Annotated in this window: 24 protein-coding genes; 9 read left to right on the forward strand and 15 right to left on the reverse strand. The window is 75.9% G+C overall.

Translation table 11 applies throughout. The features are described from left to right. The first annotated feature begins 149 nt into the window (after positions 1-149). Together ACWIX7_RS24040 and ACWIX7_RS24045 are read left to right on the forward strand one after the other, a co-directional pair. Entirely contained in the window at positions 150-1274 is a 1125-nt protein-coding gene (locus ACWIX7_RS24040) for an MFS transporter (RefSeq protein ID WP_448618916.1), read from the forward strand. Next, positions 1271-2041, forward strand: coding sequence for a PIG-L deacetylase family protein (locus ACWIX7_RS24045; protein ID WP_448618917.1), 771 nt, complete (start codon positions 1271-1273; stop codon positions 2039-2041). The genes ACWIX7_RS24040 and ACWIX7_RS24045 overlap by 4 nt, the downstream gene beginning before the upstream one ends. Positions 2042-2347: 306 nt before the next feature. Here the strand turns inward: ACWIX7_RS24045 and ACWIX7_RS24050 are convergent, their stop codons facing one another. After that, positions 2348-2632: a cupin domain-containing protein gene (locus ACWIX7_RS24050; protein ID WP_448618918.1), complete on the reverse strand. Its 285-nt coding sequence runs from the start codon at positions 2630-2632 to the stop codon at positions 2348-2350. Between the two features lie 256 nt (positions 2633-2888). Here ACWIX7_RS24050 and ACWIX7_RS24055 point away from each other — a divergent pair, with 256 nt between their 5' ends. After that, on the forward strand, positions 2889-3575 hold the full coding sequence (locus ACWIX7_RS24055; RefSeq protein ID WP_448618919.1) for a winged helix-turn-helix transcriptional regulator: 687 nt from the start codon (positions 2889-2891) through the stop codon (positions 3573-3575). 97 nt (positions 3576-3672) lie between these two features. On the opposite strand, the gene ACWIX7_RS24060 is transcribed toward ACWIX7_RS24055, so the two are convergent. Beyond that, positions 3673-6504 carry an ATP-binding protein gene (locus ACWIX7_RS24060; protein WP_448618920.1) on the reverse strand — a complete coding sequence of 944 codons (2832 nt, stop codon included), beginning with the start codon at positions 6502-6504 and terminating at the stop codon, positions 3673-3675. A gap of 153 nt (positions 6505-6657) precedes the next feature. Here ACWIX7_RS24060 and ACWIX7_RS24065 point away from each other — a divergent pair, with 153 nt between their 5' ends. Next, complete coding sequence (locus tag ACWIX7_RS24065; RefSeq protein WP_448618921.1) at positions 6658-7704, forward strand: class I SAM-dependent methyltransferase; 1047 nt, start codon at positions 6658-6660, stop codon at positions 7702-7704. Positions 7705-7740: 36 nt separating this feature from the next. Here ACWIX7_RS24065 and dhaM read toward each other — a convergent pair whose 3' ends face one another. From dhaM to ACWIX7_RS24100, 7 genes are all read right to left on the reverse strand, one after another. Further along, the gene (dhaM, locus tag ACWIX7_RS24070) at positions 7741-8166 is read right to left on the reverse strand and encodes a dihydroxyacetone kinase phosphoryl donor subunit DhaM (protein WP_448618922.1); all 426 of its coding nucleotides are present in this window, start codon (positions 8164-8166) and stop codon (positions 7741-7743) included. 3 nt (positions 8167-8169) lie between these two features. Continuing rightward, positions 8170-8802, reverse strand: coding sequence for a dihydroxyacetone kinase subunit DhaL (gene dhaL, locus ACWIX7_RS24075; RefSeq protein WP_448618923.1), 633 nt, complete (start codon positions 8800-8802; stop codon positions 8170-8172). Beyond that, entirely contained in the window at positions 8799-9800 is a 1002-nt protein-coding gene (gene dhaK, locus ACWIX7_RS24080; RefSeq protein ID WP_448618924.1) for a dihydroxyacetone kinase subunit DhaK, read from the reverse strand. Before dhaK ends, dhaL begins: the two co-directional genes overlap by 4 nt. A gap of 120 nt (positions 9801-9920) precedes the next feature. Further along, the gene (locus ACWIX7_RS24085; protein WP_448618925.1) at positions 9921-10388 is read right to left on the reverse strand and encodes a universal stress protein; all 468 of its coding nucleotides are present in this window, start codon (positions 10386-10388) and stop codon (positions 9921-9923) included. Positions 10389-10895: 507 nt separating this feature from the next. Then, on the reverse strand, positions 10896-11111 hold the full coding sequence (locus tag ACWIX7_RS24090) for a hypothetical protein (RefSeq protein WP_448618926.1): 216 nt from the start codon (positions 11109-11111) through the stop codon (positions 10896-10898). A 36-nt stretch (positions 11112-11147) separates the two neighbouring features. Then, entirely contained in the window at positions 11148-11972 is an 825-nt protein-coding gene (locus ACWIX7_RS24095) for a YceI family protein (RefSeq protein WP_448618927.1), read from the reverse strand. Continuing rightward, complete coding sequence (locus ACWIX7_RS24100; RefSeq protein ID WP_448618928.1) at positions 11969-14395, reverse strand: MFS transporter; 2427 nt, start codon at positions 14393-14395, stop codon at positions 11969-11971. The genes ACWIX7_RS24095 and ACWIX7_RS24100 overlap by 4 nt, the downstream gene beginning before the upstream one ends. Positions 14396-14760: 365 nt before the next feature. Here ACWIX7_RS24100 and ACWIX7_RS24105 point away from each other — a divergent pair, with 365 nt between their 5' ends. From ACWIX7_RS24105 to ACWIX7_RS24115, 3 genes are read left to right on the forward strand one after another with little or no spacing between them, the layout of a single operon-like run. Beyond that, entirely contained in the window at positions 14761-15084 is a 324-nt protein-coding gene (locus tag ACWIX7_RS24105) for a hypothetical protein (RefSeq protein WP_448618929.1), read from the forward strand. 5 nt (positions 15085-15089) lie between these two features. Further along, the gene (locus ACWIX7_RS24110) at positions 15090-15341 is read left to right on the forward strand and encodes a hypothetical protein (protein ID WP_448618930.1); all 252 of its coding nucleotides are present in this window, start codon (positions 15090-15092) and stop codon (positions 15339-15341) included. 41 nt (positions 15342-15382) lie between these two features. Then, positions 15383-16711 (forward strand): HNH endonuclease signature motif containing protein, encoded by a 1329-nt coding sequence (locus ACWIX7_RS24115; protein WP_448618931.1) that lies wholly within the window; start codon positions 15383-15385, stop codon positions 16709-16711. Between the two features lie 104 nt (positions 16712-16815). Here the strand turns inward: ACWIX7_RS24115 and ACWIX7_RS24120 are convergent, their stop codons facing one another. Beyond that, positions 16816-17022: a hypothetical protein gene (locus ACWIX7_RS24120; RefSeq protein WP_448618932.1), complete on the reverse strand. Its 207-nt coding sequence runs from the start codon at positions 17020-17022 to the stop codon at positions 16816-16818. A gap of 56 nt (positions 17023-17078) precedes the next feature. Continuing rightward, positions 17079-17858: a sporulation protein gene (locus ACWIX7_RS24125; protein WP_448618933.1), complete on the reverse strand. Its 780-nt coding sequence runs from the start codon at positions 17856-17858 to the stop codon at positions 17079-17081. A 151-nt stretch (positions 17859-18009) separates the two neighbouring features. On the opposite strand from ACWIX7_RS24125, the gene ACWIX7_RS24130 reads away from it, so the two are divergent. After that, positions 18010-19200: a site-2 protease family protein gene (locus tag ACWIX7_RS24130; RefSeq protein WP_448618934.1), complete on the forward strand. Its 1191-nt coding sequence runs from the start codon at positions 18010-18012 to the stop codon at positions 19198-19200. Between the two features lie 27 nt (positions 19201-19227). Here the strand turns inward: ACWIX7_RS24130 and ACWIX7_RS24135 are convergent, their stop codons facing one another. From ACWIX7_RS24135 to ACWIX7_RS24145, 3 genes are all read right to left on the reverse strand, one after another. Then, positions 19228-20076: an SDR family NAD(P)-dependent oxidoreductase gene (locus ACWIX7_RS24135; protein ID WP_448618935.1), complete on the reverse strand. Its 849-nt coding sequence runs from the start codon at positions 20074-20076 to the stop codon at positions 19228-19230. Further along, positions 20073-20990 carry an alpha/beta fold hydrolase gene (locus tag ACWIX7_RS24140; protein ID WP_448618936.1) on the reverse strand — a complete coding sequence of 306 codons (918 nt, stop codon included), beginning with the start codon at positions 20988-20990 and terminating at the stop codon, positions 20073-20075. Before ACWIX7_RS24140 ends, ACWIX7_RS24135 begins: the two co-directional genes overlap by 4 nt. A gap of 73 nt (positions 20991-21063) precedes the next feature. Beyond that, positions 21064-22560, reverse strand: coding sequence for a flavin-containing monooxygenase (locus tag ACWIX7_RS24145; protein WP_448618937.1), 1497 nt, complete (start codon positions 22558-22560; stop codon positions 21064-21066). Between the two features lie 64 nt (positions 22561-22624). Here ACWIX7_RS24145 and ACWIX7_RS24150 point away from each other — a divergent pair, with 64 nt between their 5' ends. Beyond that, entirely contained in the window at positions 22625-23869 is a 1245-nt protein-coding gene (locus ACWIX7_RS24150) for a PucR family transcriptional regulator (protein ID WP_448618938.1), read from the forward strand. An 83-nt stretch (positions 23870-23952) separates the two neighbouring features. Here the strand turns inward: ACWIX7_RS24150 and ACWIX7_RS24155 are convergent, their stop codons facing one another. Continuing rightward, positions 23953-24525 (reverse strand): PadR family transcriptional regulator, encoded by a 573-nt coding sequence (locus ACWIX7_RS24155; protein ID WP_448618939.1) that lies wholly within the window; start codon positions 24523-24525, stop codon positions 23953-23955. Between the last annotated feature and the right edge of the window lie 70 nt (positions 24526-24595).

Consider the following 24595-nt stretch of genomic DNA (forward strand, 5'->3'; position numbering starts at 1 on the left):
CCGTGTCAGCCGCGTGACAGGGCGCTGCGAGGGGGCGCCGCCACTCTCAGGACACCCGGGAGGCGGAGGACGAGATGGTCGGTGGACCGGTGGGTGCAGGGATGCGGGTGGCTCCCGCGCCGGAGCGGGGCCACGGAGCGGTAACGCCGGTGGCGGCCCTGGGGGTCGGCGCGTTCGCGACCGGCACCGACCTCTTCGTCGTGGCCGGGGTGCTCCCCGGCCTGGCCGCCGACCTCGGTATCACGGTCGGCACCGCCGGCCTGACGGTCACGGTCTCCGCGGCCGCCTACGCCGTCGGCGGTCCGCTGCTCGGCGCTGCGCTCGGCGCGCGGCCGCGGCGGCGGGTGCTGATCGGTTCCCTGGCGCTGTTCGGTGCGTGCACCGCGATGGCGGCGGTGGCGCCGACGTTCGCGGTGCTGCTCGTCGCCCGGGCACTGGGCGCCCTCGCGGCGTCCGTGCACGTGCCGGTCGCCGCCGCGGCAGCCGTCGCGGCGGTCCCGGCGCGGTCCCGCGGCCGGGCGCTGGGGGTGGTCCTGGGTGGGGCCTCGGCCGCGATGGTCCTGGGTGCCCCGCTCGGCGTCCTGCTGGCTGGTGTGCTGTCGTGGCGTGCGGCCTTCGGCCTGGCCGCCCTCTTCGCGGCGGGCGGCGTCGTCGTCCTGCTGTGCGGCGACGTCGGGTCCGGTCGGCTGCCCCCGTCGACGCTGTCGGAGCGGCTGCGTCCGGTCCGCCGGCCCGCGGTCGTCGTCACGCTGGGCGCGACGGTCCTGGTGATGGCCGGCTCGAACGGCGTGTACAGCTACCTCGGCGTGCTGCTGGACCCGGTCGCCGGACCGGCCGGTCCCGGCCTGGTCATGGCGGCGTTCGGCCTCGGCGGTGCGGCGGGGGCCTGGTGGGGCGGGACCCTGGCGGACCGGCTCGGGGACCGGCGCCTCGTCCTGCTGGCGGGAGGCGCACTGACGGCGGCGGTCGCCGCGCTCCCGCTGGTCGCCTCGACCGGTGGCGCGCTGCTGGTCGTCGTGGCCGGGTGGGGGACCGCGGCCTGGGCGTTCACCGCGGCGCAGCAGCACCGCGTGCTCCGGCTGGGCGGGGACGCGGCGTCGGTGTCCCTGGCCCTGAACAGCGCGGCGACCCACGTCGGGTTCGCGGTGGGGGCGCTGCTCGGCGGTCTCGTCGTGGACACCGCCGGCCCCGGCCCGCTGGCGCTGCTGGGTGTCGCTCTCGGCGGCGCCGGACTGACCCTGCACCGATCCCTCGACCTGGAGGTCCGATCATGACCGAGTCCGCATCCGTCGTCGCCGAGCTGGGCACCGTCCTCGGCATCTGGGCGCACCCCGACGACGAGGCCTACCTGTCCGGCGGGCTGATGGCGCTGGCCCGCGACGGCGGCTCGCGCGTGGTGTGCGTGACCGCGACGCGCGGCGAGCTGGGCACCCCCGACCCGGAGGCGTGGCCGCCCCGGCGGCTGGCCGCGGAGCGCGCCCGCGAGCTGGCGCGCTGCCTGGCGGTCCTCGGCGTCTCCGAGCACCGCTGGCTCGGGTACCGGGACGGCGAGTGCCCGGACGCCCCCGCCTCCGAGGCGGTCGGGGAGCTCTGCGAGGTGATCGACGAGGTCGCACCGGACACCGTGGTGACGTTCGGCCCGGACGGCATCACCGGTCACCCGGACCACCGGGCGGTGTCGGCCTGGGCGACCGCGGCGTTCGACCGGGCGGCGCCGCCGGGGGCCCGGCTGCTGTACGCGGCGGCCGCCGAGCGGCGGGTGCCCCGGTGGCGGGACCTGGACGAGCGCCTGGGCGTCTACCTGCCGGGCTACCCCGTCGCGGTCCCCGACGAGCGGCTGGCGGTCGACCTGGTGCTGGACCCGGACACGGCAGCCCGCAAGGTCCGGGCGCTGGCGGCCCAGACGACCCAGACGGCCGGCCTCATCGCCACGATGGGGATCGACCGCTACACCGCCTGGGTCGGTGAGGAGTCGTTCGTCGAGCACCGGCGCTCGGCGCCGGTCGCCCGGCGGCCGGTCGCGGCGGTCACGCGCGGGTGAGCGTCGCATCCGGGTGACCTGGGAGACCGAGCCCTGCCCGGGGACGTCCTGTACTCCGAGGCGCGGCTCAGCGAAGGCGAGGCGCGGGCGCCCGCCGGAGTGCGCCTCGGCCACATGTCCCCACCCGGGTAGCGGGTCCTGGCGAGGGCCCTCGAGCTGGGACGCCAGCACCTGCCGACCCGGGCTGGACCGGCAGGCAGCGGAGCCCGGTGGGCCCGGCCCTGGCCGCGGCGGGAGGGGAACCCCCGTGACTCAGGGACGGGTCCCTGTGGTGCCGTCAGCGGAGCCGGCTGGGGAGCACGCTCGTCAGACGGGTACGGAGTCGTAGCGGGAGGAGATCTCGCGGCGGACGACCGGGTCACGCAGGCTGTCACCGGGAAGCCGGCTGAGGGCCTTGAACATCTCGTGCAGCCCGGCCGGGGCCATGATCGCCAGCAGGGTCCCGCCGCCTCGCCGCGCCGTGATCATGTGCGGGCTGCCGACCGGGACGAGGAAGTAGTCCCCGCGTCCTGCGGTGACCGCATCCCCGTCGCACTCGAAGGCGAACGTGCCGTCCAGGACGAAGAACGACTCACTGGTCCGCTGGTGCACGTGCGGGATCGTCCAGGGCCCTCGTCCCCGCGGAACTCCGCCAGGGCGAAGGCGCCGCCGGCCTGGTCCTCGACCAGGACGCGCATCGAGACCACGCCCAGGTCGCAGATCTCCCCGGCGTCCTTGTTGACGTAGTACCCGGCCACTGTGACCGCCTCCTTCAGTGAGAGGAACCCACGATGCTGCGCCGTCCTCGGGCACTCCAGCCCAGAAAGTGAACCGCCCCGGTGACCCTCCGGCTGCCAGACTGCGGGGTGTGCGGACCTACGGTCAGTACTGCCCGGTCGCACGGACGGCCGAGCTGTTCGCCGAGCGCTGGACGCCGATCATCATCCGGAACCTGCTCGCGGGTGTGACGACCTTCGGCCAGTTGCTGGCCGGGGCGCCGGGCATCCCGAAGGCGCTGCTCGCCGAGCGGCTGGCCGGCCTGCAGCGGGCTGGCATCGTCGAGCGTCGCACCGGCCCCGGCCGCCGGGTCACCTATGGCCTCACCGATGCCGGCCGGGACCTCAAGCCGCTGTGCGACGCGATGGGCGCCTGGGGGATGCGCTGGCTCGAGGTCGAGCCGCAGCACATCGACCCGGCCTACGTCCTGTGGGCCACCGCGCGACTGGTCGACGTCGACGCCCTGCCACCCGGCCAGGTGACCGTCCGGGTCGACCTGCGCGAGGCAGCCTCCGGCCCCTACTGGTTGCTGCTGCACCGCCCCGTGGCCGAGGTCTGCACCCACTACCCGGGCACCTCCGAGGACCTGGTCCTCCGCACGGACGCCGACGCACTCGCGCGCTGGCACCTGCGCGAGTGCAGCTACGCCCACCTGGTCCGTCAGCAGCGCATCCGGATCGACGGGCCGCCGGGCCTGGTCCGCGCGTTCCCCCGGTGGATCCGCCCCAGCCCGCATGCCGTGCACCGCATCCCTGCGTCGGCCCTGCCGTCCTCCTGAGGTCTTCCCGCATGCAGCTGGGGGATCCTCCACCCGCATCAGCCGCACTCAGTCGTCGCCGACCGCGCCTGGGGATCAGGTCACCTCCGTGCGGCGGTCACACGCGGGTGAGGTTGCGCTCGATGGCCAGCCGGGCCACCTCGAGGACGGCAGCCCGGCCGGGGACCTCGACGGTGGCCGGCTGCGGTGGGGCGCTGCGGGCGGCGGCGTCGGGAGCCCGGTCGGAGGCCGCGTCGAGCACGTCGGCCGGCTGGTCGTCCCCGAGCCGGCGGAGCAGGTCGGCGAGGTTGCGCAGCGTCGTCCACTGGTGGGTCCAGTTGCCGGTGCGGGCGAAGTAGTCGACCACCTCCCGGTACCCGACCAGCGCCTCACGGACCCGGCCGGCGTCGGCGCGCGCGGGGAGGAGCCCCACGGAGGCGATGCCGACGACGAAGGTGGCCCCCGACGTCCGGGCGAGGTCGATGGCCCGGACGTAGTGGGGCTCGGCGCGGTCCCGGCGGCCGACGGCGGTCTCGATCTCCCCGGCGACGTAGGCACCCCAGGCGCGCATCGAGGGCGAGACCGCCTCGGCGAGCCCGCGCTCGTTGAGGGTCCGTGCCCGGTCGGCGTCTCCCGAGTAGGCCAGCGCGAGGGCGGCGATCCCGGGCAGCTCGGCGGGCCGGATCCGGAGCGCGGCCGCGGCGAGGGCGTGCTCGGCGGCCTCGGTGTACGCCCCGCGGGCCAGGGCGACCACCGACAGCGGCAGCAGGCAGCACCCCGTCCCGGTCACGTCGGTCGCGCGCTCCAACCCGGCGCGGGCGAGCCGGACCGCCGTGGTGAGGTCGCCGCGGTGGTAGGCGGCCTCACCGGCGGTGCCCAGCACCGCGGCCTCCTGCGGGTGGCCGGCGAGCGCCGGGTCGGCGGCCAGCTCCTCGGCCCAGCTGCGGATCTCGACGAGATCACGGTACGTGACGGCGTCGTACAGCCCCAGGACCATCGCGACCGCGTCGTCGAGGGCGCCCCGGCTCCGGGTCGACCGCCACGCGGCCCGCAGGTTGGCCACCTCCCTGCGCAGGACGGCGTCGGCCTCGGGCTCACGGTCGGTGAGGCTGGCGGCGGCGAACCAGGCGGTCAGCTCGACCGCCCAGCGCTGCATGCGGTCGGTCGCGGCCTCCTCCTCGCCGGCCGTGGTCAGCCGGTCCAGGCCGAACGCCCGCAGCGTGTCGAGCATGCGGTAGCGGGTGCCCGCCTCCCCGATGTCGGCCTCGATCATCGAGGCGTCCACCAGGCGGGCCAGGACGCTCCCGGGGTCGCTGCCCAGGCGCAGGTCGGCGGCGACCCGTTCGGCGGTCGCGAGGTCGACCCCGTCGACGAACACCGACAGGTGCCGGAACAGCCGCCGCTCGTCCTCGGAGAGGAGCTGGTAGGACCACTCGACGGTCGCGCGCAGCGTCCGGTGCCGGGCGTCGCCACTGGGTCGCCCCCCGCCCAGCAGGTCCAACGAGCGGGTCAGCCGGCTGCGCAGGTCGGTCAGGGAGAAGGTCGACAGCCGGCCGGCAGCGAGTTCGATGGCCAGCGGCATGCCGTCGAGCCGGCGGACGATGTCCGCGACCGTGCGCAGCTCGTCGGGTGTCGGTGGGCGGCCGGGACGCACCCGCTCGGCCCGGTCCAGGAAGACCGCCACGGAGGGGACCAGGGAGAGGTCCCGATCGCCGTCCGGGAGCGGGAGCGGGGCCAGCCGGACGACGCACTCGGCCGCGAGGCCGAGCGGTTCCCGGCTGGTGGCCAGCACGGCGATCCGCGGGCAGGCGGCCAGGACGGCATCGACCGTGTCACGCACCGCGTCGAGCAGGTGCTCGCAGTTGTCGACCACCAGCAGGCCGGGGCGGTCGCCCAGGACGGCGAGGCAGGCCGCGAGGACGTCCCCCCGCACGACCTCCAGGCCCAGGGCCGCCGCCAGCGCGTGCGGGACGGCAGCCGGATCGGTGACCGGTGCGAGCAGCAGCGCCGCGGTCACCTCGCTCCGTCGTGCGACCTCGACGGCGACGCGGGTCTTCCCGACACCGCCCGGCCCGACGAGCGTGACCAGCCGCTCCCTCTCGAGCCGCCGGTGCAGCGCAGCGACCTCCGCGTCCCGGCCGATGAGCCGGGTCGTGGGCCGGACGGCCACCCGGGGTCCGGGCACCGGGCCGGCGGCTCCCCCGGCGACCTCGCGTTCCAGTCGGTCCAGCTCCGGTGACGGGTCCAGGCCGGTCTCCTCGGCCAGCCGCTGCCGGTACTCGCGTCCGGTCTGCAGCGCCTCGGGCGCCCGCCCGGTCGCCGCCAGTGCTCGCATCAGCAGCAGCACCGCGGGTTCGCGCAGCGGGTCGTCGGCCAGGGACGCAGCCGCCAGGCCCAGGACCTCCTCGGCCTCTCCGGCGGCGATCGCACTGCCGATCAGCGCGTCGGTCACCTCGCGCCGGAGCCGCGTGCACTCCTCGACCGCGGTGGCGATCGGCAGGACGTCGGTGAGGTCGGACAGGAGCGGTCCCCGCCAGAGGGCCCGTGCCTCCCGCAGCACGGCGAGCGCACCGGCCGGGTCCTGCCGTCCGCGCGAGCGCGCCGCCGCGAGCAGTGCCCGCGCCCGCGCCACGTCCAGGGCGTCGTCCTCGAGCACGAGCCGGTAGCCGTCCGGCTCGGTCTCCAGCCGGGCCGCCGCGGAGCCGAGGTGCCCGCGCAGCCGGGACACGTGGCTGTGCAGGGCCTGGCGGCCCGACTCCGGCACCTCCGACGGCCACAGCGCGTCCACCAGGGAGTCCACCGGCACGGTCCGACCCTCGGCGAGCGCGAGCAGGGCGAGCACCGCGCGCCGCTTGGGGCCGCGGACGTCGACCGGTCGGCCGTCGACGACCAGCCGCAGCGGACCGAGCACCTCCACCCGGACCCGCGCCGTCGCCTGGTCGTCCGACATCGCGCACCTCCGGAGCCCAGCCTGCCCGCGTCGGCGTCCGGACGGGAGGCCCGGGGCCGCCCTGTCAGCGGGCTGCCAGCGCGTGCGAGAGCCGTGACAGGGCCCGCGCCCACCGTCTGTCGCGACCGGGCAGGACACTGGGAGGAGAAGGAGATGGACCAGAGCAGGGTGACGGCGTTCCTCGAGCGCTTCGTCACGGACCTGGGTGCGGGTGGATCCGTCGGCGCGGTGGCGATCGGCCACCGGCTGGGGCTCTACCGCGCCCTGGCGCAGGGCCCGGCGACGCCCGAGCAGCTCGCCGAGCGCAGCGGGTGCCACCCGCGGTACCTCACCGAGTGGCTGCGCGGCCAGGCCGCCGGCGGGTGGGTGAGCTACGACGCGTCGACCGGCGAGTTCTCGCTCACCGAAGAGCAGGCGTTCTGCCTGGCCGACCCGAACGGGCCGAACCTGGCCGCGGCGTCCCTCGTCGTCCTCGGCTACCTGCGGGCGGAACCGAGGATCACCGAGGCCTTCCGCACCGGTGCCGGCGTCGCCTGGAGCGAGCACCACGAGGACGTCTTCGTGGGGTGCGACGCCTTCTACCGGCCCGGCTACGTGGCCCAGCTGGTGCCGGACTGGATCCCCGCGCTCGAGGGGGTCGAGGAGAAGCTGGCCGCCGGGGCGCGGGTCGCCGACGTCGGGTGCGGTCTGGGCTCGACCTCGGTGCTGCTCGCCCAGGCCTACCCGCGCACGACCGTCGTCGGCTCGGACTCGCACGCCGAGTCGATCGACCTGGCGCGCAAGAAGGCCGCCGAGGCCGGGGTCGGCCACCGGGTCACCTTCGAGGTGGCCTCCGCGCAGACCTTCTCCGGCAGCGACCACGACCTCGTGACGATGTTCGACTGCCTGCACGACATGGGGGACCCCGTGGGTGCCGCCCGGCGGGTGCGCGACGCGCTGGCGCCCGACGGCACGTGGCTGCTCGTCGAACCGTTCGCCGGCGACACGGTGGAGGACACCCTCAACCCGGTGGGACGGCTGTACTACAACGGCTCGACGTTCCTGTGCGTCCCCAACGCGCTCTCCCAGCCGGGCGGCCGCGCACTCGGTGCCCAGGCCGGTGAGGCGGCGATCCGCCAGGTCGCGGCCGAGGCGGGCTTCACCCGGTTCCGGCGGGCGGCGCAGACCCCGTTCAACCTGGTCTACGAGATCCGCCCGTAGGCGGGTCGGCCGGCGCCGGGGTCCCGGCCGGCGGGGTCAGCCCTCGTCGGCCGGCTCGCCGAGGTGGGCCTGCTTCGGCGCCAGTCCGCGCAGGGCCTCGGCGGCGACCCGGTCCCGGTCGGCCCCCGCGGCCGCGGTGACCGCCGCGCCGACGAGACCCTCGACCAGGGGAGCGGGGGAGAGGACCACCCGCTCGCGGACGTCGTCGTCCAGCAGCTCCAGCGCGGTCTCGGCGGAGAGGACGGCGCTGCCGAGGTCCATGAGGACGACGACGCCGTCCCCGCTGTCGGCCGCGGTGACCGCGTCCGCGATCGCCGTCGCGTCGGTGCCGAGGCCGCCGTCGACGTCCCCGGCCGCCACGCCGACGGCGAGCTCCCTGCCGGGCAGCATGCCCCGGGCGAGCTCCACCGCGGCGTCGGCGAGGGCGCGGCTGTGCGACACGACCACCAGTCCGACCGGCACCGCTCAGCCCTCGCCGGCCAGCGCGGTGGCGGCGGCCTGCACCAGCAGCGTCGCCGAGGCCGCGCCGGGGTCCACGTGGCCGGCGCTGCGCTCGCCGAGGTAGCTGGCCCGGCCCTTGCGGGCGACCAGCGGCTCGGTCGCGTCGCGGCCGGCCGCGGCCGCCTCCGCGGCGGCGCCCAGGGCCGCGGTGAGCGGCTTGCCGGAGCCGACCGCCTCGTCGAGCGCGTCGCACGCCGGGCCGAGCGCGTCGAGCATCGTCTTGTCCCCGCGCTCGGCCTTGCCCCGTGCGACGACGCCGTCGTACCCGGCGCGCACCGCGGCGGCGAGGGCCCGGCCGTCGTCCCCGTCCAAAGTGCCTGCGGCCCGAAGGAAGAACGTGCCGTAGAGCGGCCCGCTGGCGCCGCCGACCGTCTTGATCAGCGTCGTCGCGACGGTCTTGAGGACGGCGGCGGGGTCGTCCGAGGGGGTGGCCTCGAGGGCGGCGACGGCGGCGGTCATCCCGCGGTCGAGGTTGGCGCCGTGGTCGGCGTCGCCGATGGCGGCGTCGAGCTGGGTGAGCGCGTCGCGCTGCTCGTGCACCAGCCGGGCGAACTCCCGGACCCAGGCGGTGAGCGCGGCGGCGTCGACGGCGCTCATGCGCCCCAGCGCAGGGACGGGGTGCGCACGGGGGCGTCCCACAGCCGCAGCAGCTCGTCGTCGGCCTTGAGCAGGGTGACCGAGCAGCCGGCCATGTCCAGGCTGGTCATGTACGAGCCGACGAGGTTGCGGGCGACCCCGACCCCGGCCTTCTCCAGGACGGCGACCACCTCGGCGTACATCAGGTAGAGCTCGAGCAGCGGGGTGCCGCCCATGCCGTTGACGAAGGCGATCACCCCGTCGCCGCCGGTCATGTCCAGGTCGGCGAGGACCGGCTCGAGGAGCATCTCGGCGACCTCCCGCGCCGGCGCCAGCGGGACACGGCGGCGGCCGGGCTCGCCGTGGATCCCGATGCCGATCTCCATCTCGTCGTCCGGCAGGTCGAAGGTGGGTCGCCCCGCCGCGGGCACGGTGCAGGAGGTGAGCGCCATGCCCATGCTGCGGCCGTTGGCGTTGACCCGCTTCGCGATGTCGGCGACCTGGGCCAGCGGCCGGCCCTCCTCGGCCGCGGCGCCGGCCAGCTTCTCGACGAGGACGGTGACGCCGACGCCCCGCCGCCCGGCGGTGTAGAGGCTGTCCTGGACGGCGACGTCGTCGTCGGTGACCACCGCGACGACCTCGGTGTCGGACTCGGCGGCCACCAGCTCCGCCGCCATCTCGAAGTTCATGACGTCGCCGGTGTAGTTCTTCACGATGTGCAGCACCCCGGCGCCGCCGTCGACGCCGCGGGTCGCCGCCACCACCTGGTCGGGGACCGGCGAGGTGAACACCTCCCCGGCGCAGGCCGCGTCGAGCATCCCCGTCCCGACGAACCCGGCGTGCATCGGCTCGTGCCCCGAGCCGCCGCCGGAGACCAGGCCGACCTTGCCCTGCACCGGCGCGTCGGCCCGGAGGACGACGCGGTTCTCGTGGTCGACCCGCAGCTCGGGGTGGGCCAGGGCCAGACCGCGCAACGCCTCGGGGACGACGTCCGCGGGGTCGTTGATGAGCTTCTTCATCGCAGCCTCCTGGCCTCGGCGTTCCCGGTGACGGGGGTCACGGGGCAGGAGGCTAGGAGGGGGCACCGACCGGCACAAGCGAGGCCGGGCCCCGCGCCGGTCCGTCGCCCGGGGTTCCCGTCAGGGGACGACCACGACCGGCCAGCGGCCGCTGCGCACCAGGCGGTTGCCCAGCGACCCGAGGAGGCGGTGCCCCACCCGGGCCGAGGCCCCGACCACGACGAGGTCGGCCCGCAGCTGCGTGGCCAGGCGGCACAGCCGGGCGAAGGGCTCGCTGCGCACGGCGACGAACTCGGCGCGGACCCCGGCGTGCGCGGCGTCGTCCTCCACCTGGGTGCGCAGGTCGGCGGTCCGCTGCGCCATCGTCTCCTGGATCGGCCACGGCTGGTCGGTGGAGAGCAGGGCCATCACCGGTGGCGTCTCGACGTGGACCGCCACCAGCCGGGCCCGCTCGCGACGGGCGACCCCTGCGGCGTACGCGCCGGCCGTCTGCGAGGGGGGCGACCCGTCGAAGCCCACGACCACCACGGACGGGCCGTCGGTGCCGAGCTCGAACGCCGGTCGCTGCGGCGCGGCCTCCTCAGCCATGGCGCCCGCCGGTCCGGTGGGGCCGGTCCTCGGGGCAGGGGGACGCCGACGCCGCGGAGGACGGCGCGGCCGGGCCTGCGGACGGCGTCGCCGTCGGCGCCGTGGGAGTGGACCCCGGCGTGCCGGGCGCGGACGGCGTCGGTCCTGCGGCGGACGACGACGGCTCGGCGGGTGCCGCCGCCGACTGCGCCTCGGGAACCGGGGTGGGCGGCGTCGCGACGGCGGCCGGGGTGGCGGGCTGCGCAGCCGGCGCTCCGGCCGGGGCGTCCGCGTGCGCGGTGGCGGCTGCGGGCTGCGGTCGCGGGGTGGACGGTGCGGGCACGACCGGTCCGGCGCCCGCCGGTCGTCCGGCAGCGGCGGGAGCGGTTCCGGGCGCAGGGGCTCCCAACCCGCCGGGCGGCTCGGTCGTGCTGCTCGGCGCCGCGGCGGCCGTGGCGGCGGGCCCGGGACCGGCCGGTGCGGCCTGCTGGTCGCCCGCGGTGCCGGCCAGGACGGCCCCGCCGGCGATCACCGCGGCTGCCGCCCCGGCCGCCAGGGTGAGCCGGCCGCGGCGCGCCGGCCGAGGCGCGGGACCCGCAGAGGCTCGGGCGACCGCCGCGGCTCGCTGCCCAGGATGCGCAGGGCGGCCACCGCCGGCGGGCTGAGCCGGGTCCGGCCGGCGCGGAGTTCCGCGAGGACGACCCCGGCGAGGTCCTGACGCAGGTCGTCGTCTGCGTCCGGCATCGGGCAGCCTCCTTCGGCGCGGTGGGGTCGGGTGCGTCAGCCGGCCAGCACGGCCTGGATCTCGAGCTCGACGAGCAGGTGGGTGCCGACGAGGGAGAGGCCCAGCTCGACGGCCTGGTTCCAGTTCATCCGGAAGTCCTCGCGGTCGAGCCGGGCGGTGGCCGTGAAGCCCGCCCGGACGCCGCCCCACGGATCGGGGCGGGTGCCGCCGTAGTGCAGCTCCAGCGGCACGTCACGGGCGGTGCCGGCGAGGTCCAGCCGGCCGTGCACGGTCCACCGGCCCGGCCCCGCGGGCTCGACCGCGTTGCCGGTGTAGCGGATCTCGGGGATCCGCTCGACGTCGAGGAAGTCCGCCGAGCGCAGGTGCGCGTCGCGCTGGTCGTTGGCGGTGTCGATGCTGGCCGCGTCGATCACCGCCTCGCACCGCGAGCGCTCGAGCGGCTCGGCCACCACGATCTCGCCGGAGAACGCGCGGGAGCGACCGTGCACGGTCGAGAGGGCCAGGTGCCGGGCCGTGACCTCGATCGTGGAGTGCGCCGGGTCGATGACCCACCGGCCGGGCCGCGGGGTGCCGGAGTCGCCGGGGCGGCTCAGCACGAGCGGCCCGAGGTCGGTGCCGATCGGTCCGGTGGCCACGGTGCGCGCGACCGGGACGCAGCCGGGGGCGGCCACGATGACCGTCGCGGTCCCCGGGGCGGAGACCGGGACGGCGAAGCGGCCCGCGGCGTCCACGGCGGCGCGGCCGAGCTGCCGGCCGGTGCCGTCCACGAGCGTCACCGTGGCCGCCTCCAGCGGCTCGCCGTCCCGGCCGAGGACCGTTCCGGTGACGGCGTCCCGGACCTCCAGCCGACCGGAGCTCACCGCAGCGCTCCCAGCGTCATGTCGCGCGCCACAGCGGCCCCGGCGGGCAGCCGCAGCGCCTCGGCCACCGGGGCGAAGCCGCTCGCGGTGACCGTGTAGTCGCCGGGCAGCAGGTCGGCGAAGGCGTAGCCGCCGTCCCCTCCGGTGCGGGTCGTGGCCAGCACGTTGCCCGCCTCGTCGAGCAGCGTGACCGTCGCCTCCGGCAGCGGACGCCGGTCGCTGGCGGCACGGACGGTGCCGCTGAGCCGGGCGCCGCCGACGAGGGCGAGGTCCCGGACGACGGTGCCGCCGTCGGGCAGCTCGACGGTGCCGGCGACCGGCTGGTGCCCCGGCGCCTGGGCGGTCAGGGTGTAGGCCCCGGCCAGCAGATCGCCGAGGGTGAACGCCCCGTCGGCGGTGGTCGTGGTGCTCGCCACCACCTCGCCCTGGACGTCGGTCAGGGTGACCAGCGCCCCGGGCAGCGGCCCGCCGGTCGCTCCGCACACGGTGCCGCGGATCTCGCCACTGCCGGCCAGGACGACGTCCCGGTGCACGGCGGAGTCGGCCACGGCGACCATGGCGGCGTTGGGGGCCAGCTGTGGCGCGGCGGCGATGAGCAGGTAGGTGCCGCCGGTCGTCGGCCGCAGGCGGTAGCCGCCGTCGTCCCCCGAGCTGGCGCGGTCCACCTGCCGCCCGGTGACGTCGGCCAGCGTGACCGACGCGCCGACGAGCGGCCGGCCGTCGCCGCGCAGCACCCGGCCCAGCACCGACCGTCCGTCCGCGGAGTGCCCGTTGCCGTTGGCGCCGGGCACCGCGCCGTTCGCGCTCGCGGCGGCGGCCAGGGGGACGGGCTGCGTCTGCGGCGCTCGAGGGGCCTCGACGGCGGCCGCCGGAGCGGCCTCGCCGGCGGAGTTGCTGCTGCGCAGCGGCACCTCCTCGATGAACAGGACGGCGAGCACCGCGACCGCGGAGATGACCGCCGCGATGACGAACACGTCGCCGATGACGTCGCCGTAGACGGCCCGGACCAGGCTCTGCACCGGGCCGGGGAGGCCGGCCAGGTCCAGGGACTCCGAGCCGCCGCCCTGCGGTGCCGGCAGGCCCATCGCCACCAGGCCCTCGGCCACCCGGTCGCTGACCCGGTTGGCGGCGATCGAGCCCAGGACCGAGACGCCGGCGGCACCGCCCATCGAACGGAAGAAGGTGACCACGGAGGTCGCGGCGCCGATGTCGCGCAGGTCGACGGTGTTCTGCACCGCCAGCACCAGGTTCTGCATGGTCATGCCGACGCCGAGGCCGAGCAGCGCCATGTAGGCGGCCATCACCGCGTAGTCGGTCTCGTGGTCGATCGTGCCGAGCAGGCCCATGCCGGCGACCAGCAGGATCGTGCCGGCGACCAGGTAGACCTTCCACCTCCCGAACCGGGTGACGAGCTGGCCGGACACCGTGGAGGAGACCAGCAGCGCCCCGATCATCGGGATGGTCGCCAGCCCGGCCTTGGTCGGCGACCAGCCGCGGGCGATCTGGAAGTACTGACCGAAGAAGACCGAGGCGCCGATCATCCCGACGCCGACCGCGATCGAGGCGATGATCGCCAGCGCGGTGGTCCGGTCCCGCACGATGGGCAGCGGGATGATCGGCTCCCGCACGCGGCTCTCGACGAGCACGGTGAGCAGCAGGGCGGCGAGGCCTCCGCCGGCCATGACCGCCGACTGCCAGGAGACCCAGTCGAACTCGTTGCCGGCGAAGGTCACCCAGATGAGCAGGTCGCTGACCGCGGCGGTGACGAGCGTGGCACCCAGCCAGTCGATGCTCACCGGCCGGCGCACGGTCGGCAGGTGCAGCGTCTTCTGCAGCAGCACGAGGGCGATGAGGGCCAGCGGCACGCAGGCGTAGAAGGTCCAGCGCCAGCCGAGCCACGACGTGTCGACGATGACGCCGCCGAGCAGCGGGCCGCCCACGGTGGCCACGGCCATCACCGCGCCCAGGTAGCCCGAGTACTTGCCCCGCTCCCGAGGCGGGATCATCGCCCCGATCACGACCTGGACCAGGGACTGCAGGCCGCCCATCCCGATGCCCTGGAGCACCCGGAACCCGATGAGCATGCCCATCGACGAGGTGAGGCCGCAGAGCGCGGAGCCGATGACGAAGACGACGATCGCGAGCTGGACCAGCAGCTTCTTGCTGTAGAGGTCGGCGAGCTTGCCCCAGATGGGCGTCGACGCCGTGGCCGCCAGCAGGGCCGCGGTGACGACCCACGTGTACTGCGACTGGGTGCCCTCGAGCTTGGCGGTGATCGTCGGGAGCGCGTTCGCGACGATCGTGGTGCTCAGCAGGCCGACGAAGAGGGCCATCAGCAGGCCGCTCAGCGCCTCGAGCGTCTCGCGGCGCGTCATGGCGGACTCGACGGCGACAGGCCTCGTGGCCCGGTGGGTGGTGCTCATGCAGTGTCCTTCGCGGATGACGGCCGCCGGCCGTGCGCAGGTACCGGGGAGGCGGTCGGCAGGTCTCTCGGCCGCCGCTACAGGTTGTATTACGCAACGACATGTGGAGAGCTTCCCGCCGTCGGGGGAGACCTGCGTCACCGTCGGTGCCCGCCAGGTCGCCGACTGGGAACGGCGTCACTCGCGGCGTCCTCGTTTGGTTAGCCGGCCGGAGTGCGCGGTCATCGGCGACTCGGGCGAGGATGGCCGCCCGTCCTGCCGCCTCCCAATGGCATCGGCTGCGATCTTGTGCCGCGCTGGCTCCGCGCCTCTGACCTGGGCCTTCCTCTTGTGGAGCGCGGCCGGTCGAACGTATGATCGAACACATGGGCGGCGGGATGCAGGGCAGCACCATGGGTGCTGCTGCGCCCACCGTCGGGTGGGCGTCGGGTCCGCTGGGTGCGGTGCAGGCCGCGGATCGGGAGATCTCCCGGCAGACGGCGGTCAAGGCGCGGGCGGTGGCGGCGTTCGCCGCGTCCCGGCCGGCGTCGGCGGATCGGGCGCAGGGTGAGCGCGGGGCGATGTCGGCCGAGCGGTGGGCGGCGCGCCCGGAGATGCTCCGTGCCGTCAGCGAGTGGGCGACGCCGGAGTTGGCGATCGCTCTCAACCTCACGCAGAAGGCCGCCGAGGGACTGCTGGAGGAGTCCTGACCCTGGTGCACCGGCTGCCGGGGACGCTGGCGGCGCTGGAGTCGGGGTTGCTGCACGCCGGTCATCTGTGGTGTCTGATCGACAGGGTGGCACCGATCGCCGATGACCGGCTGCGCGCGGCGGTGGAGGCGGACCTGCTGGCCTGGATGGCCAGGAGGAACCGGGTCACCTCACCGTCGCAGTTGGGCGACAAGGCCCGGAAGGTGGTGGCCCAGCGGGATGCCGCCGCGGCCGGCCGCCGGCTGGCCCGGCCTTGAAGGAGCGCGGGGTCTCGATCCGCCCGGACCGGGTGGAGGGCATGGCGCTGGTGAGCCTGTACTGCACCCTGCCCGAGGCGCGGGCGTTCTACGGCGCGCTGGTGCAGTGCGCCGAGGCGGTGGGGGACGAGCCGGGCGGTCCGGTGCGCACCCGCGGGCAGAAGATGGTCGACGCGCTGCTGGAGCTGGTGCTGCGCCCGGGGGAGTCCGAGCTGCCGCCGGTGCGGGTGCTGCTGACGCTGGTGGCCTCGGTGGCGACCATGCTGGGTGGGGACGCCCCGGCGGAGCTGGACGGGGAGCTGCTGCCCGCGGAGATGGCCCGCCAGTTGGCCCGCGCCTTCGTCGGCTTCGACCCCGTCGCCGCCGCGGCCGACGAGCCGCCGGGAATGCCGTGGCAGGAGGCCGAGCAGGCTGAGCTGGCCGCCTGGTGGGACGAGGTGGAACGCCGTCTGCTCGCCGGCGAGCTGTCCGACGAACCCGAGTGGGGCCCGGACCGGCTGTCCGCGGACGCTGTCGGAGGAGGTGGCGAGGGCGTCGGCTGGTGGCCCGATACGGTACTGCGGGGCCCGTGGGCCGCCGCGGATCCCCAGCCACGGCCGGACCGCGAGCCACCGCCAGACGCGCGTGCGCCGCGGTCGCGAAATGGCTGGTGGGCGGCCGCGGACCGGGCGGTGCAGGACGCCGGCGCGGCGGTGCACACCGCCCGGATCGCCCTCGGCCACGCCTTCCGCAGCGTGCGCACCGCGCAGCAGGCCACGGCCGCCGACGAGACCGCGTGGCGGGCCGGCCCGGCCGGGCGGGCCGATGCCGCCACCGACGCGCTCGGCGCGCTGGCCGCGGCGGCGGACGCCCAGCGGGAGCAGCTGGCCGACCTGCTGGACACCACGGCCGGGGGTGGGCTGGCCGACCGGCCGCGCCTGGCGCTCACCGACGCGGTCAGCGGCGCGCTGCTGACGCTGACCGACCTGCCCGGGCTGCGCCGCACCGGCAGCTGCGGGCGGCCGACCTGCCGCCGCCGGCCGCAGACCTGCAGCCACGACCTGACCGGCCGCCCCGGGCTGGGCAGGCCCGGGCCCACCGACGGCTACGCACCCGGTGCGGCGCTGGACCGGTTCCTCCGCGCCCGCGACCGGCGCTGCCGGTTTCCCGGCTGCCGCCGCCGCGTGCCCCGGGCCGGCGAACTGGACCACCACCGGGCGTATGCCGAGGGTGGGGAGACCGCCGCGGCCAACCTGGCCGGCTACTGCACCGGCGACCACCGCGGCAAGCACCAGGCCCCGGGCTGGCGCCACGACCTGGCCCCCGACGGCACCCTCACCGTCACCACCCCCACCGGCCTGACCGCCGTCACCGAACCACCGCCCTACTGAGGCCGTCACCGGTCGTCCGGCGGGCGCCGCGGGGTCCCGAATGGGTGCCACCCGGTCGGGACCCCGCGGCAATCCGGACAGCGCACCCGGTGGAGCCGAGCGGCTCAGGTAGTGGGCGGCGAGGTGCTGGTGCCGTCCTCGGGCGGGTCCTGGTCGGGGTCGTCGTCCGGGAAGTCGAACGGCGGCGTCGGGTTCCGCCCCTCGGCGGACACCGGCACGTCGACGGTCACCTCGCCGACCTCTCCGAAGGCGTCGTCGTCCTCGATGCCGAAGGCGTCGTCGTCCTCGATGATCAGCACGGACCGGGCCATGCCGCGGCACTGCCCAGCGATGCCGCCCTCGACACCGCCCGGTCCCGGCGCCGGGCTCAGAACCAGCCCCGGCGGGCGCCGAGCTGACGGACTGCGGCGTCGAGGTGCGCGGCCACGGTGCGCACGTCGGTGTCCGAGTGGCTCAACCGCAGCCGGCCGCCGACGTCCCGTCCCTCGCTGAGCAGCCCGCCCCGCCGGTCGACCTCCAGGACGACGTCCACGCCCTGCGGGTCGGCGAGGAAGGTGACCTCCAGCTCGTTCACCCGGCCACGCAGGCCGGGCGGCGGGGCGAACTCGACCTCCTGGTAGAAGGGCAGCTCGCTGCCGCGGACGTGGCCCTTCTCCACGTCGGCGCCGCGGAAGGCGAAGCCGAGGCCGTCGAGCGCGTGGAGCACGGTGCGCTGCACCGGCAGCGGCAGCACGGTCACCGGGTCGAGGTCGCCGGGGTCGACCGAGCCGGGGATGTCGACCCGGGTGCGCAGGCCGATGCGCATGCCGCGCAGGTGCCAGCCGTCGATCGCGGTGATCGGGCACTGCCACGGCACCGGCAGGCTGAACGGCAGGGTGTGGCGAGCGCCCGGCTCGACCCGCGCGGCCCCGGCGACGGCGACCGTGCCGAAGGTGACCTCCTCGCGCCAGGAGGAGTCGCCGCGCTCCACCTCCACGGTGGCCTGCAGCGCGACGCGCACCTCGGTGACGTCCTGCGGCACCGTGCCGCCGGTCACGTGCACGGTGCCGGTGACGGCGCCGCCGGGGGTCGTCTCCGGCCGGTCGAGCACGGTCTCGACGCCGGCGCCGCCGGAGCCCAGGCGCGCCATCATGCCGCGGAAGGCCATCGGTCCTCCTGAATCGTCGGGGGTGGTGGGGTGCCTCGGGATCCTGGCGACCGGAGCCTGTCACGGGGCTCGTCCGCGTGTCACCGTCTCGTGGCGAGGGCACCGGGGTCCGCACGGACCTCCCAGTGGCACCGGCGCCGAGGAGGCGGACGTGAGCGAGACCTTCAGCCTGGGCCGGATCGCCGGCATCCGCGTGGGCGTGAACGCCAGCGTCCTCGTGATCGTCCTGATCATCGCCGGGGGACTGGCATTCGGCCGGTTCCCCCTGGTGCTGCCCGGCCGCGGCGCCGCCGCGTACGTCGTCGCCGCGCTGGCGGCCGCCGTGGCCTTCCTCGCCTCGCTGCTCGCGCACGAGCTGGCCCACGCCCTGGTGGCCCGCCGCAACGGGGTCGAGGTCGAGGGCATCACCCTGTGGCTGTTGGGGGGTGTGGCCCGGCTGAGGGGAGGGGCCCGCACGCCCGGGGCGGAGTTCCGCATCGCCGGCGTCGGCCCCCTCACCAGCCTCGTCCTCGGCCTCCTCCTCGGCGCCTGCGCCATGCTGGCGCGGCTCGCGGGAGCCGACGGCCTGCCGGTGGCCGTCCTCGAGTACCTGGCCGGCATCAACGTGGTGCTCGCCGTCTTCAACCTGGTCCCGGCCGCCCCGCTCGACGGCGGGCGGCTGCTGCGCGCGCTCCTGTGGCGTCTCCGCGGCGACGCGTGGTCCTCCGCGGTGACCTCGGCGCGGGCGGGCCGGGTCTTCGGCTTCGCCCTGATCGCCCTGGGCTTCCTGCAGCTGGTCACCGGCCAGGGGTTCGGCGGGCTGTGGCTGGCGCTCATCGGGCTGTTCGTCGTGAACGCGGCGACGGCCGAGGAGCAGCACGCCCAGGTGTCCGGCCGCCTGGGCGGGCTGACCGTCGGTGCGGTCATGAGCAGCCCCGCGCTGGTCGCCGACCCCGAGCTGACCGTCGAGCGGTTCCTGCACGAGGTCGCCCTCGTCCGGCGCTTCAGCACCTATCCGCTCGTCGACCCCTCCGGCGCACTCGTCGGCCTGGTGACGCTCAACCGGTTGCGCTCGGTGCCGCCCGCGGCCCGGGCCACGACCCGGCTCCGGGACGTCGCCTGCCCGCCGCCGGAGATCCCGGTCGCCCGCCCCGGCGAGCCGCTCACCGAGCTGCTGCCCCGCATGGAGGGGTGCAGCGACGGCCGTGCCGTCGTCCTCGACGGCGGCCGGGTCGTCGGTGTGGTCTCACCGAGCGACGTCGCCCGGACCCTCCAGCTCGCCGACCTCGCCGCCTTCGACCGGTACCCGTCGGCCGGGGGCGGGGCGGACGTGGCCCGGGTGCCGGACGCCGGTCGTCCCTGATCGTCCCGGCCCGCCCCTGGGAACCGGTCAGGCGCCGCCGGCGAACCGGCGCTCGGCGCGGGCGACCAGCACCGGGTAGAGCCGCGGCGCCAGCCGGACCAGCAGGTCGACGGCCTTGGCGTCGGTGCCGACCAGGATGCGCGGCCGGCCGGCCTCCACCCCGTCGACGACGATCCGCGCGGCCTGCTCGGGCGGCATCCTCAGCAGCTTCTCGTCGTAGGCCCGGTGGCGCGCCTCCTCGGCAGCGGTCATCTCCTGGCCCTGCGCCCGTGCGTGCTGCATCGCCGCCGTGGCGATGTTTGTCCGCACCCCGCCGGGGTGGACGACGCTGACCTGCACCGGGTGCCCGGCCGCCAGCAGCTCCGCGCGCAGGCTCTCGGTGAAACCGCGGACGCCGAACTTGCTGGTGCAGTAGGCCGTCATGCGGCCCTGGCCCATGATCCCGTTGAGGCTGGAGACGTTGACGACGTGCCCGTCGCCGGAGGCGATCAGGTGCGGCAGGAACGCCTTGGTGCCGTGGATGACGCCGAACAGGTTGATCGACAGGACCCGGTCGTAGTCGGCCCAGCTGCTGTCGAGCACGGTGCTCCCACCGGCGACCCCGGCGTTGTTGTAGACCTGGTGGACGACGCCGAAGTGCTCGGCCACCGCGGTCGCGTACGCCTCGACGGCCGCGCGGTCGCTGACGTCGAGCCGGGCGGTGTGCACCTCCGCGCCCAGCGCCTGCGCGCGGTCGGCGGTCTCGCCCAGGCCCGGCTCGTCGACGTCCGACAGCGCCAGGCGCGCGCCGCGCCGGGCCAGCTCGAGGGCCAGCTGCCGGCCGATGCCGGAGGCGGCGCCGGTGACGACGGCGACCTTGCCGCGCACGCTGCTCATCGGGTTCCTCCTGCGGTGGTCCGGACGAGGTCGGTGGTGAGCTCGACGAGGCGGTCGACGACGCCGGGCGCGAGGTGGTGGCCCATGCCGGCGATCTCGACGTGCCGCGCCCCCGGGATGGCGTCGGCGGTGGCCCGCCCGCCGGTCGGGTGCACCATCGGGTCGCGGTCGCCGTGGACGACCAGGGTCGGCGCGGCGATGCGGGCCAGCTCCGCCGTCCGGTCGCCGGAGGCCTGGATGGCGCCGATCTGCCGAGCCACCGGCGCGCCGGAGCGGGCGCCGCCGCAGCGGTCCCACACCGCGGTGGCCCAGGCCCGCTCGTGGTCCTCGTCCGGCGGGAAGGTGGTCGAGCCGATGTGCGCCAGCATCGCCAGGTGCCGCTCGACGGACTCCTCGACCGTGCGCGCCGGGCCCCTGCCCAGCCGCAGCAGCGTCGAGCGGGCCGGCTGGCCCACCCGCCGGTGCTCGGTGGTCGAGAAGATCGACGTCAGGGTGAGGACCCGCGCCGGGTGCCTCGCCGCGACGGTCTGGGCGATCATCCCGCCCATCGACATCCCGACCAGGTGCACCCGCTCGATGCCAAGGGCGTCGAGCAGGCCCACGGCGTCGGCGGCCATGTCGGCCAGGTCGTAGGCGTCCGGCCGCGGCCGGGCCAGCAGCTGGCGCAGCCGGCCGGGCGGCGGGGCGTCGATCCGGGAGGAGCGGCCGGCGTCGCGGTTGTCGAGGCGGACGACGCGGAAGCCCCGCTCGACGAAGCCGTCGACCATCCGCTGCGGCCACGAGGTGAGGTCCAGGCCGAGGCCCGCGACGAGGAGCAGCGGCGTCCCGTCGTCCGGCCCGTCGACGCGGTGGCAGATCCGCGGGCCGGCCGGGAGGTCGACGAAGCGGTCGGTGTCCTGCGCGGTCGCCGTCACGGTGCCTCCTCGCCGGCGCTCGTCGGCTCCGTGCCGAGTCGTGCTGTGCTCCTGCATGACCTCGCGAGCTCGGTCACGCGGTCACCACCGCGCGGTCGGCGGAGCGGGACAGGTGCAGCTCGGGGTCGGTGACGCTGTCGGCGCGCAGCAGCTTGACGTCGGAGCTGTAGCTCATGGACGTCAGCCACGGCATCCGGTCGCCCTGGCGGGGCAGCTGGTCGACCGCGCGCTGGATGTAACCGGCGGCGAAGTCCAGGAACGGCCGGGTCGGCATGTCCGGGTCGCTGGGCTCGGGCCGGGCCACGTCGTACCCGTGCGCGTCCATGTACGCCAGCAGCCGGCAGAAGTGCTCGCAGAGCAGGCCGATCTTCAGCGTCCAGGAGGAGTTCGTGTAGCCGATCGCCAGCACGAAGTTGGGGACGCCGGAGAGCATCATCCCCTTGTAGGCGACCGTGTCGGGCAGGTGCACCGGCTCACCGTCGACGGTCAGCGAGATGCCGCCGATGGCCTGCACGTTGAGCCCGGTCGCGGTCACGATCACGTCGGCCTCGAGCTCCCGGCCGGAGGCCAGCAGCACGCCGTTCTCGGTGAAGGTCTCGATCCGGTCGGTGACGACGTCCGCCGTCCCGTTGCGGATGGCGCGGAACAGGTCGCCGTCGGGGACGGCGCACAGCCGCTGGTCCCACGGGTCGTACGGCGGGTTGAAGTGCTCGTCGACCGGATACCCCTCGGGCAGCTGCTTGGTGTTCACCCAGCGGATCAGCCGGCGGGCCGCCTTGGGGTACTTCTGGCAGAACTTCCAGATGCCGATGCCGCGGGCGATGTTCTTGCGCCGGGTCAGCGCGAACGCGCGCTCCTCGCCGAGCAGCGCGCGCAGCCGGTCGGCGAGGGCGTCGTTGCGCGGGACGGGCAGCACGTAGGACGGCGTGCGCTGCAGCATCGTCACGTGCCCGGCGGTCTCGGCCATCGCCGGCACCAGGGTGACCGCGGTGGCGCCGCTGCCGATAACCAGCACCCGCTTGCCGGCGTAGTCGAGGTCCTCGGGCCAGTGCTGCGGGTGGACGATCGGGCCGCGGAAGCGCTCCCGGCCGGGGAAGACCGGGGTGAAGCCCTCGTCGTAGCGGTAGTAGCCGCCGGCGCAGAACAGCCAGCTGGCCGACAGCTGCAGCCGCTCGCCGGTGTCGGTGCGCTCGACGTCGACGGTCCAGCGGGCGTCGGCGGTCGACCACGAGGCCGCCAGCACCCGGTGGTGGTACCGGATGTGGGCGTCCAGGCCGTTCTCGGTGATCGTCTCGCGCAGGTAGGCGAGGATCCGCGGGGCGTCGGCGATCGACTGCTCGTCCCGCCACGGCTTGAACTCGTAGCCGAAGGTGTGCAGGTCGGAGTCCGACCGGATGCCGGGGTAGCGGAACAGGTCCCAAGTGCCGCCGGAGGCCCCGCGGGCCTCGAGGACGGCGAAGCTCGTCGCCGGCAGCTCGGTCGTCAGGTACCGGCCGGCCCCGATGCCGGAGATCCCGGCCCCGACGACGAGGACGTCGAGGTGCTCGACCGGCGTCTGCGTGGTGGTCACCCCTCCGACTCTCCGTGGTGCGCACCACTTGCGCCACCGCACGGTGCACCACGATGCTGCCCGCGTGGTGCAGACTGCTGCGCGCGGGCGGTGGCCCGACGTCTCCTCTCGGGTGCGGGAGCTCTTCCGGAGGGGTGCGGAGCTGGCGCTCGACCCCAACGACGCGTGGGTCGAGGAGCTGCACGCCGCCTCCCTGGGCGGGGCGCGGATGCGGCCGGTCGCCGAGGACCCGGTGCTCGCCGCGGCGACCCGGCGGGTCAGCCTGGCCAACCTGCTGCACTGGGCGGCGGCCAACGTGCAGCACCCGGGACGCCGGGTGCCGCCCAACACCGGGCCGGAGTCGCTGGAGGCGGCGCGCGACCTGGTGCGCCGGGGCCTGGACGAGTCGGCCCTGGACGCCTACCGCGCCGCGCAGGGCGTGGCCTGGCGGCGGTGGATGGAGATCTGCTTCGAGCTGACCTCCGACCCCGCCGAGCTGCGCGAGCTGCTCGACGTCTCCGCCCTGTCCATCGCCACCTTCATCGAGGACACCGTCGCGGCCACCTCCGAGCGGATGCGGGCGGAGCGCGACGAGCTCACCCGCGGCGCCCACGCCGAGCGCCGGGCCGCGGTCAGCCTGCTGCTGGAGGGCGCCCCCATCAGCCGGGCCCGCGCCGAGGTCCAGCTCGGCTACGGCCTGGCCGGCCCGCACACCGCCGTCGTCGTGTGGAGCGGGTCGGGGACGGCCTCTGGCCAGCTCGAGGCCGCGGCCGAGGCCGTCGTCCGGGCCAGCGGGGCCGCGCACCGGTTGACCGTCGTCGCCAGCGCCGCCGCGCTGTGGGTCTGGCTGCCGGTGGCGACCGCGCCCAACGCGGGGCAGCTCGCCGGCGAGCTCGCCGCGCACCCCGACGTCCGGGTGGCCGTCGGCCGTCCCGGCCGGGACGTCGACGGCTTCCGCCGCAGCCACCTCGACGCCGCCACCACCCAGCGCATGGTCGCCCGGCTGACCAGCCCCCAGCAGGTGGCCCGCTACGAGGACGTACAGCTGGTCGCGGTGCTCACCGCCGAGCTGACGCAGGCCGACGAGTTCCTCGCCGACACCCTGGGCGACCTGCTGCACGCCGCCCCCGACACCCAGCAGGCGGTGCTTACCTACGTCCGCGAGCTGGGCAACGCCTCGCGCACCGCCGAGCGGCTCTACACGCACCGCAACACGGTGCTGCGCCGGCTGGCCCGCGCCGACGAGCTGCTGCCGCGCCCGCTGGCCGAGAACGTCGTCAGCGTCGCCGCGGCGCTGGAGGTGCTGCGCTGGCGGGGGACGGCCACCTGAGAGAGGACCCCGTTGCCCCCGCCACTCGCAGGCTCGCGGCGGGACCCTGCAGCGGGGCCGTCCAGGGGGGGCGGGGTCCTCGTTCAGGTCCCGGGTGCCTCCGGCCCGTCGGCCAGCAGCAGGTAGAGCGACCGGCGGGCGTCGGCGAGGACGGCGGCAGCCGCGGCGCGCTGCGCGTCCGTGCCGGTCCGCGCGATCTCCCGGACGGCGGCGTGCAGCTGCTCGACGGGGCCCCGGAGGTCGGCGCCGGGACCGGTGGCGTCGTGCCCGGCGAACGGGTCGGCTCCGGTCTGCCTGTGCTCGTCGACGTGACGGCGGCCGGCCTCGGTCAGCGTGACGAGTTTGCGGCCGGCCTCGGCGGTGACGGTGACCAGTCCCTCGTCCTCGAGCTGGCTGATCGTCGGGTAGATCGCCCCCGGGCTCGGCGTCCACCGGCCGCCGCTGCGGTCGGCGATCGCCTGCATGAGCTGGTACCCGTGCATGGGCTGTTCGGACACCAGCAGCAGGACGGCCGCGCGGACGTCGCCGCGAGCGGCCCGTCCGCGGCCTCCGCGGCGGTGCCCCATCGGCCCGTCGAAGGCGCCCGGGTGGCCGCGGCGGGGGTGGTGGTGACGTCGGTCGGCGGGGTGTCCGCCGTTGTCTCGCATGGGGTGCATGTGCATCTCCTCGGTATATCGGATGACGGTAACGATACATCGTTACCGTCATCCGATCAAGCCGCCGGAG

The organism is Geodermatophilus sp. URMC 65 (genome assembly GCF_053502545.1).

What these genes read in the sequence shown, in the direction of transcription:
- ACWIX7_RS24045 (WP_448618917.1), top strand. Translation starts at nt 1,271, where the DNA reads ATGACCGAGTCCGCATCCGTCGTCGCCGAGCTGGGCACCGTCCTCGGC.
- ACWIX7_RS24060 (WP_448618920.1), bottom strand. Translation starts at nt 6,504, where the DNA reads ATGTCGGACGACCAGGCGACGGCGCGGGTCCGGGTGGAGGTGCTCGGT.
- ACWIX7_RS24065 (WP_448618921.1), top strand. Translation starts at nt 6,658, where the DNA reads ATGGACCAGAGCAGGGTGACGGCGTTCCTCGAGCGCTTCGTCACGGAC.
- dhaL (WP_448618923.1), bottom strand. Translation starts at nt 8,802, where the DNA reads ATGAGCGCCGTCGACGCCGCCGCGCTCACCGCCTGGGTCCGGGAGTTC.
- dhaK (WP_448618924.1), bottom strand. Translation starts at nt 9,800, where the DNA reads ATGAAGAAGCTCATCAACGACCCCGCGGACGTCGTCCCCGAGGCGTTG.
- ACWIX7_RS24085 (WP_448618925.1), bottom strand. Translation starts at nt 10,388, where the DNA reads ATGGCTGAGGAGGCCGCGCCGCAGCGACCGGCGTTCGAGCTCGGCACC.
- ACWIX7_RS24090 (WP_448618926.1), bottom strand. Translation starts at nt 11,111, where the DNA reads ATGCCGGACGCAGACGACGACCTGCGTCAGGACCTCGCCGGGGTCGTC.
- ACWIX7_RS24100 (WP_448618928.1), bottom strand. Translation starts at nt 14,395, where the DNA reads ATGAGCACCACCCACCGGGCCACGAGGCCTGTCGCCGTCGAGTCCGCC.
- ACWIX7_RS24105 (WP_448618929.1), top strand. Translation starts at nt 14,761, where the DNA reads ATGGGCGGCGGGATGCAGGGCAGCACCATGGGTGCTGCTGCGCCCACC.
- ACWIX7_RS24115 (WP_448618931.1), top strand. Translation starts at nt 15,383, where the DNA reads ATGGCGCTGGTGAGCCTGTACTGCACCCTGCCCGAGGCGCGGGCGTTC.
- ACWIX7_RS24120 (WP_448618932.1), bottom strand. Translation starts at nt 17,022, where the DNA reads ATGGCCCGGTCCGTGCTGATCATCGAGGACGACGACGCCTTCGGCATC.
- ACWIX7_RS24125 (WP_448618933.1), bottom strand. Translation starts at nt 17,858, where the DNA reads ATGGCCTTCCGCGGCATGATGGCGCGCCTGGGCTCCGGCGGCGCCGGC.
- ACWIX7_RS24135 (WP_448618935.1), bottom strand. Translation starts at nt 20,076, where the DNA reads ATGAGCAGCGTGCGCGGCAAGGTCGCCGTCGTCACCGGCGCCGCCTCC.
- ACWIX7_RS24155 (WP_448618939.1), bottom strand. Translation starts at nt 24,525, where the DNA reads ATGCACCCCATGCGAGACAACGGCGGACACCCCGCCGACCGACGTCAC.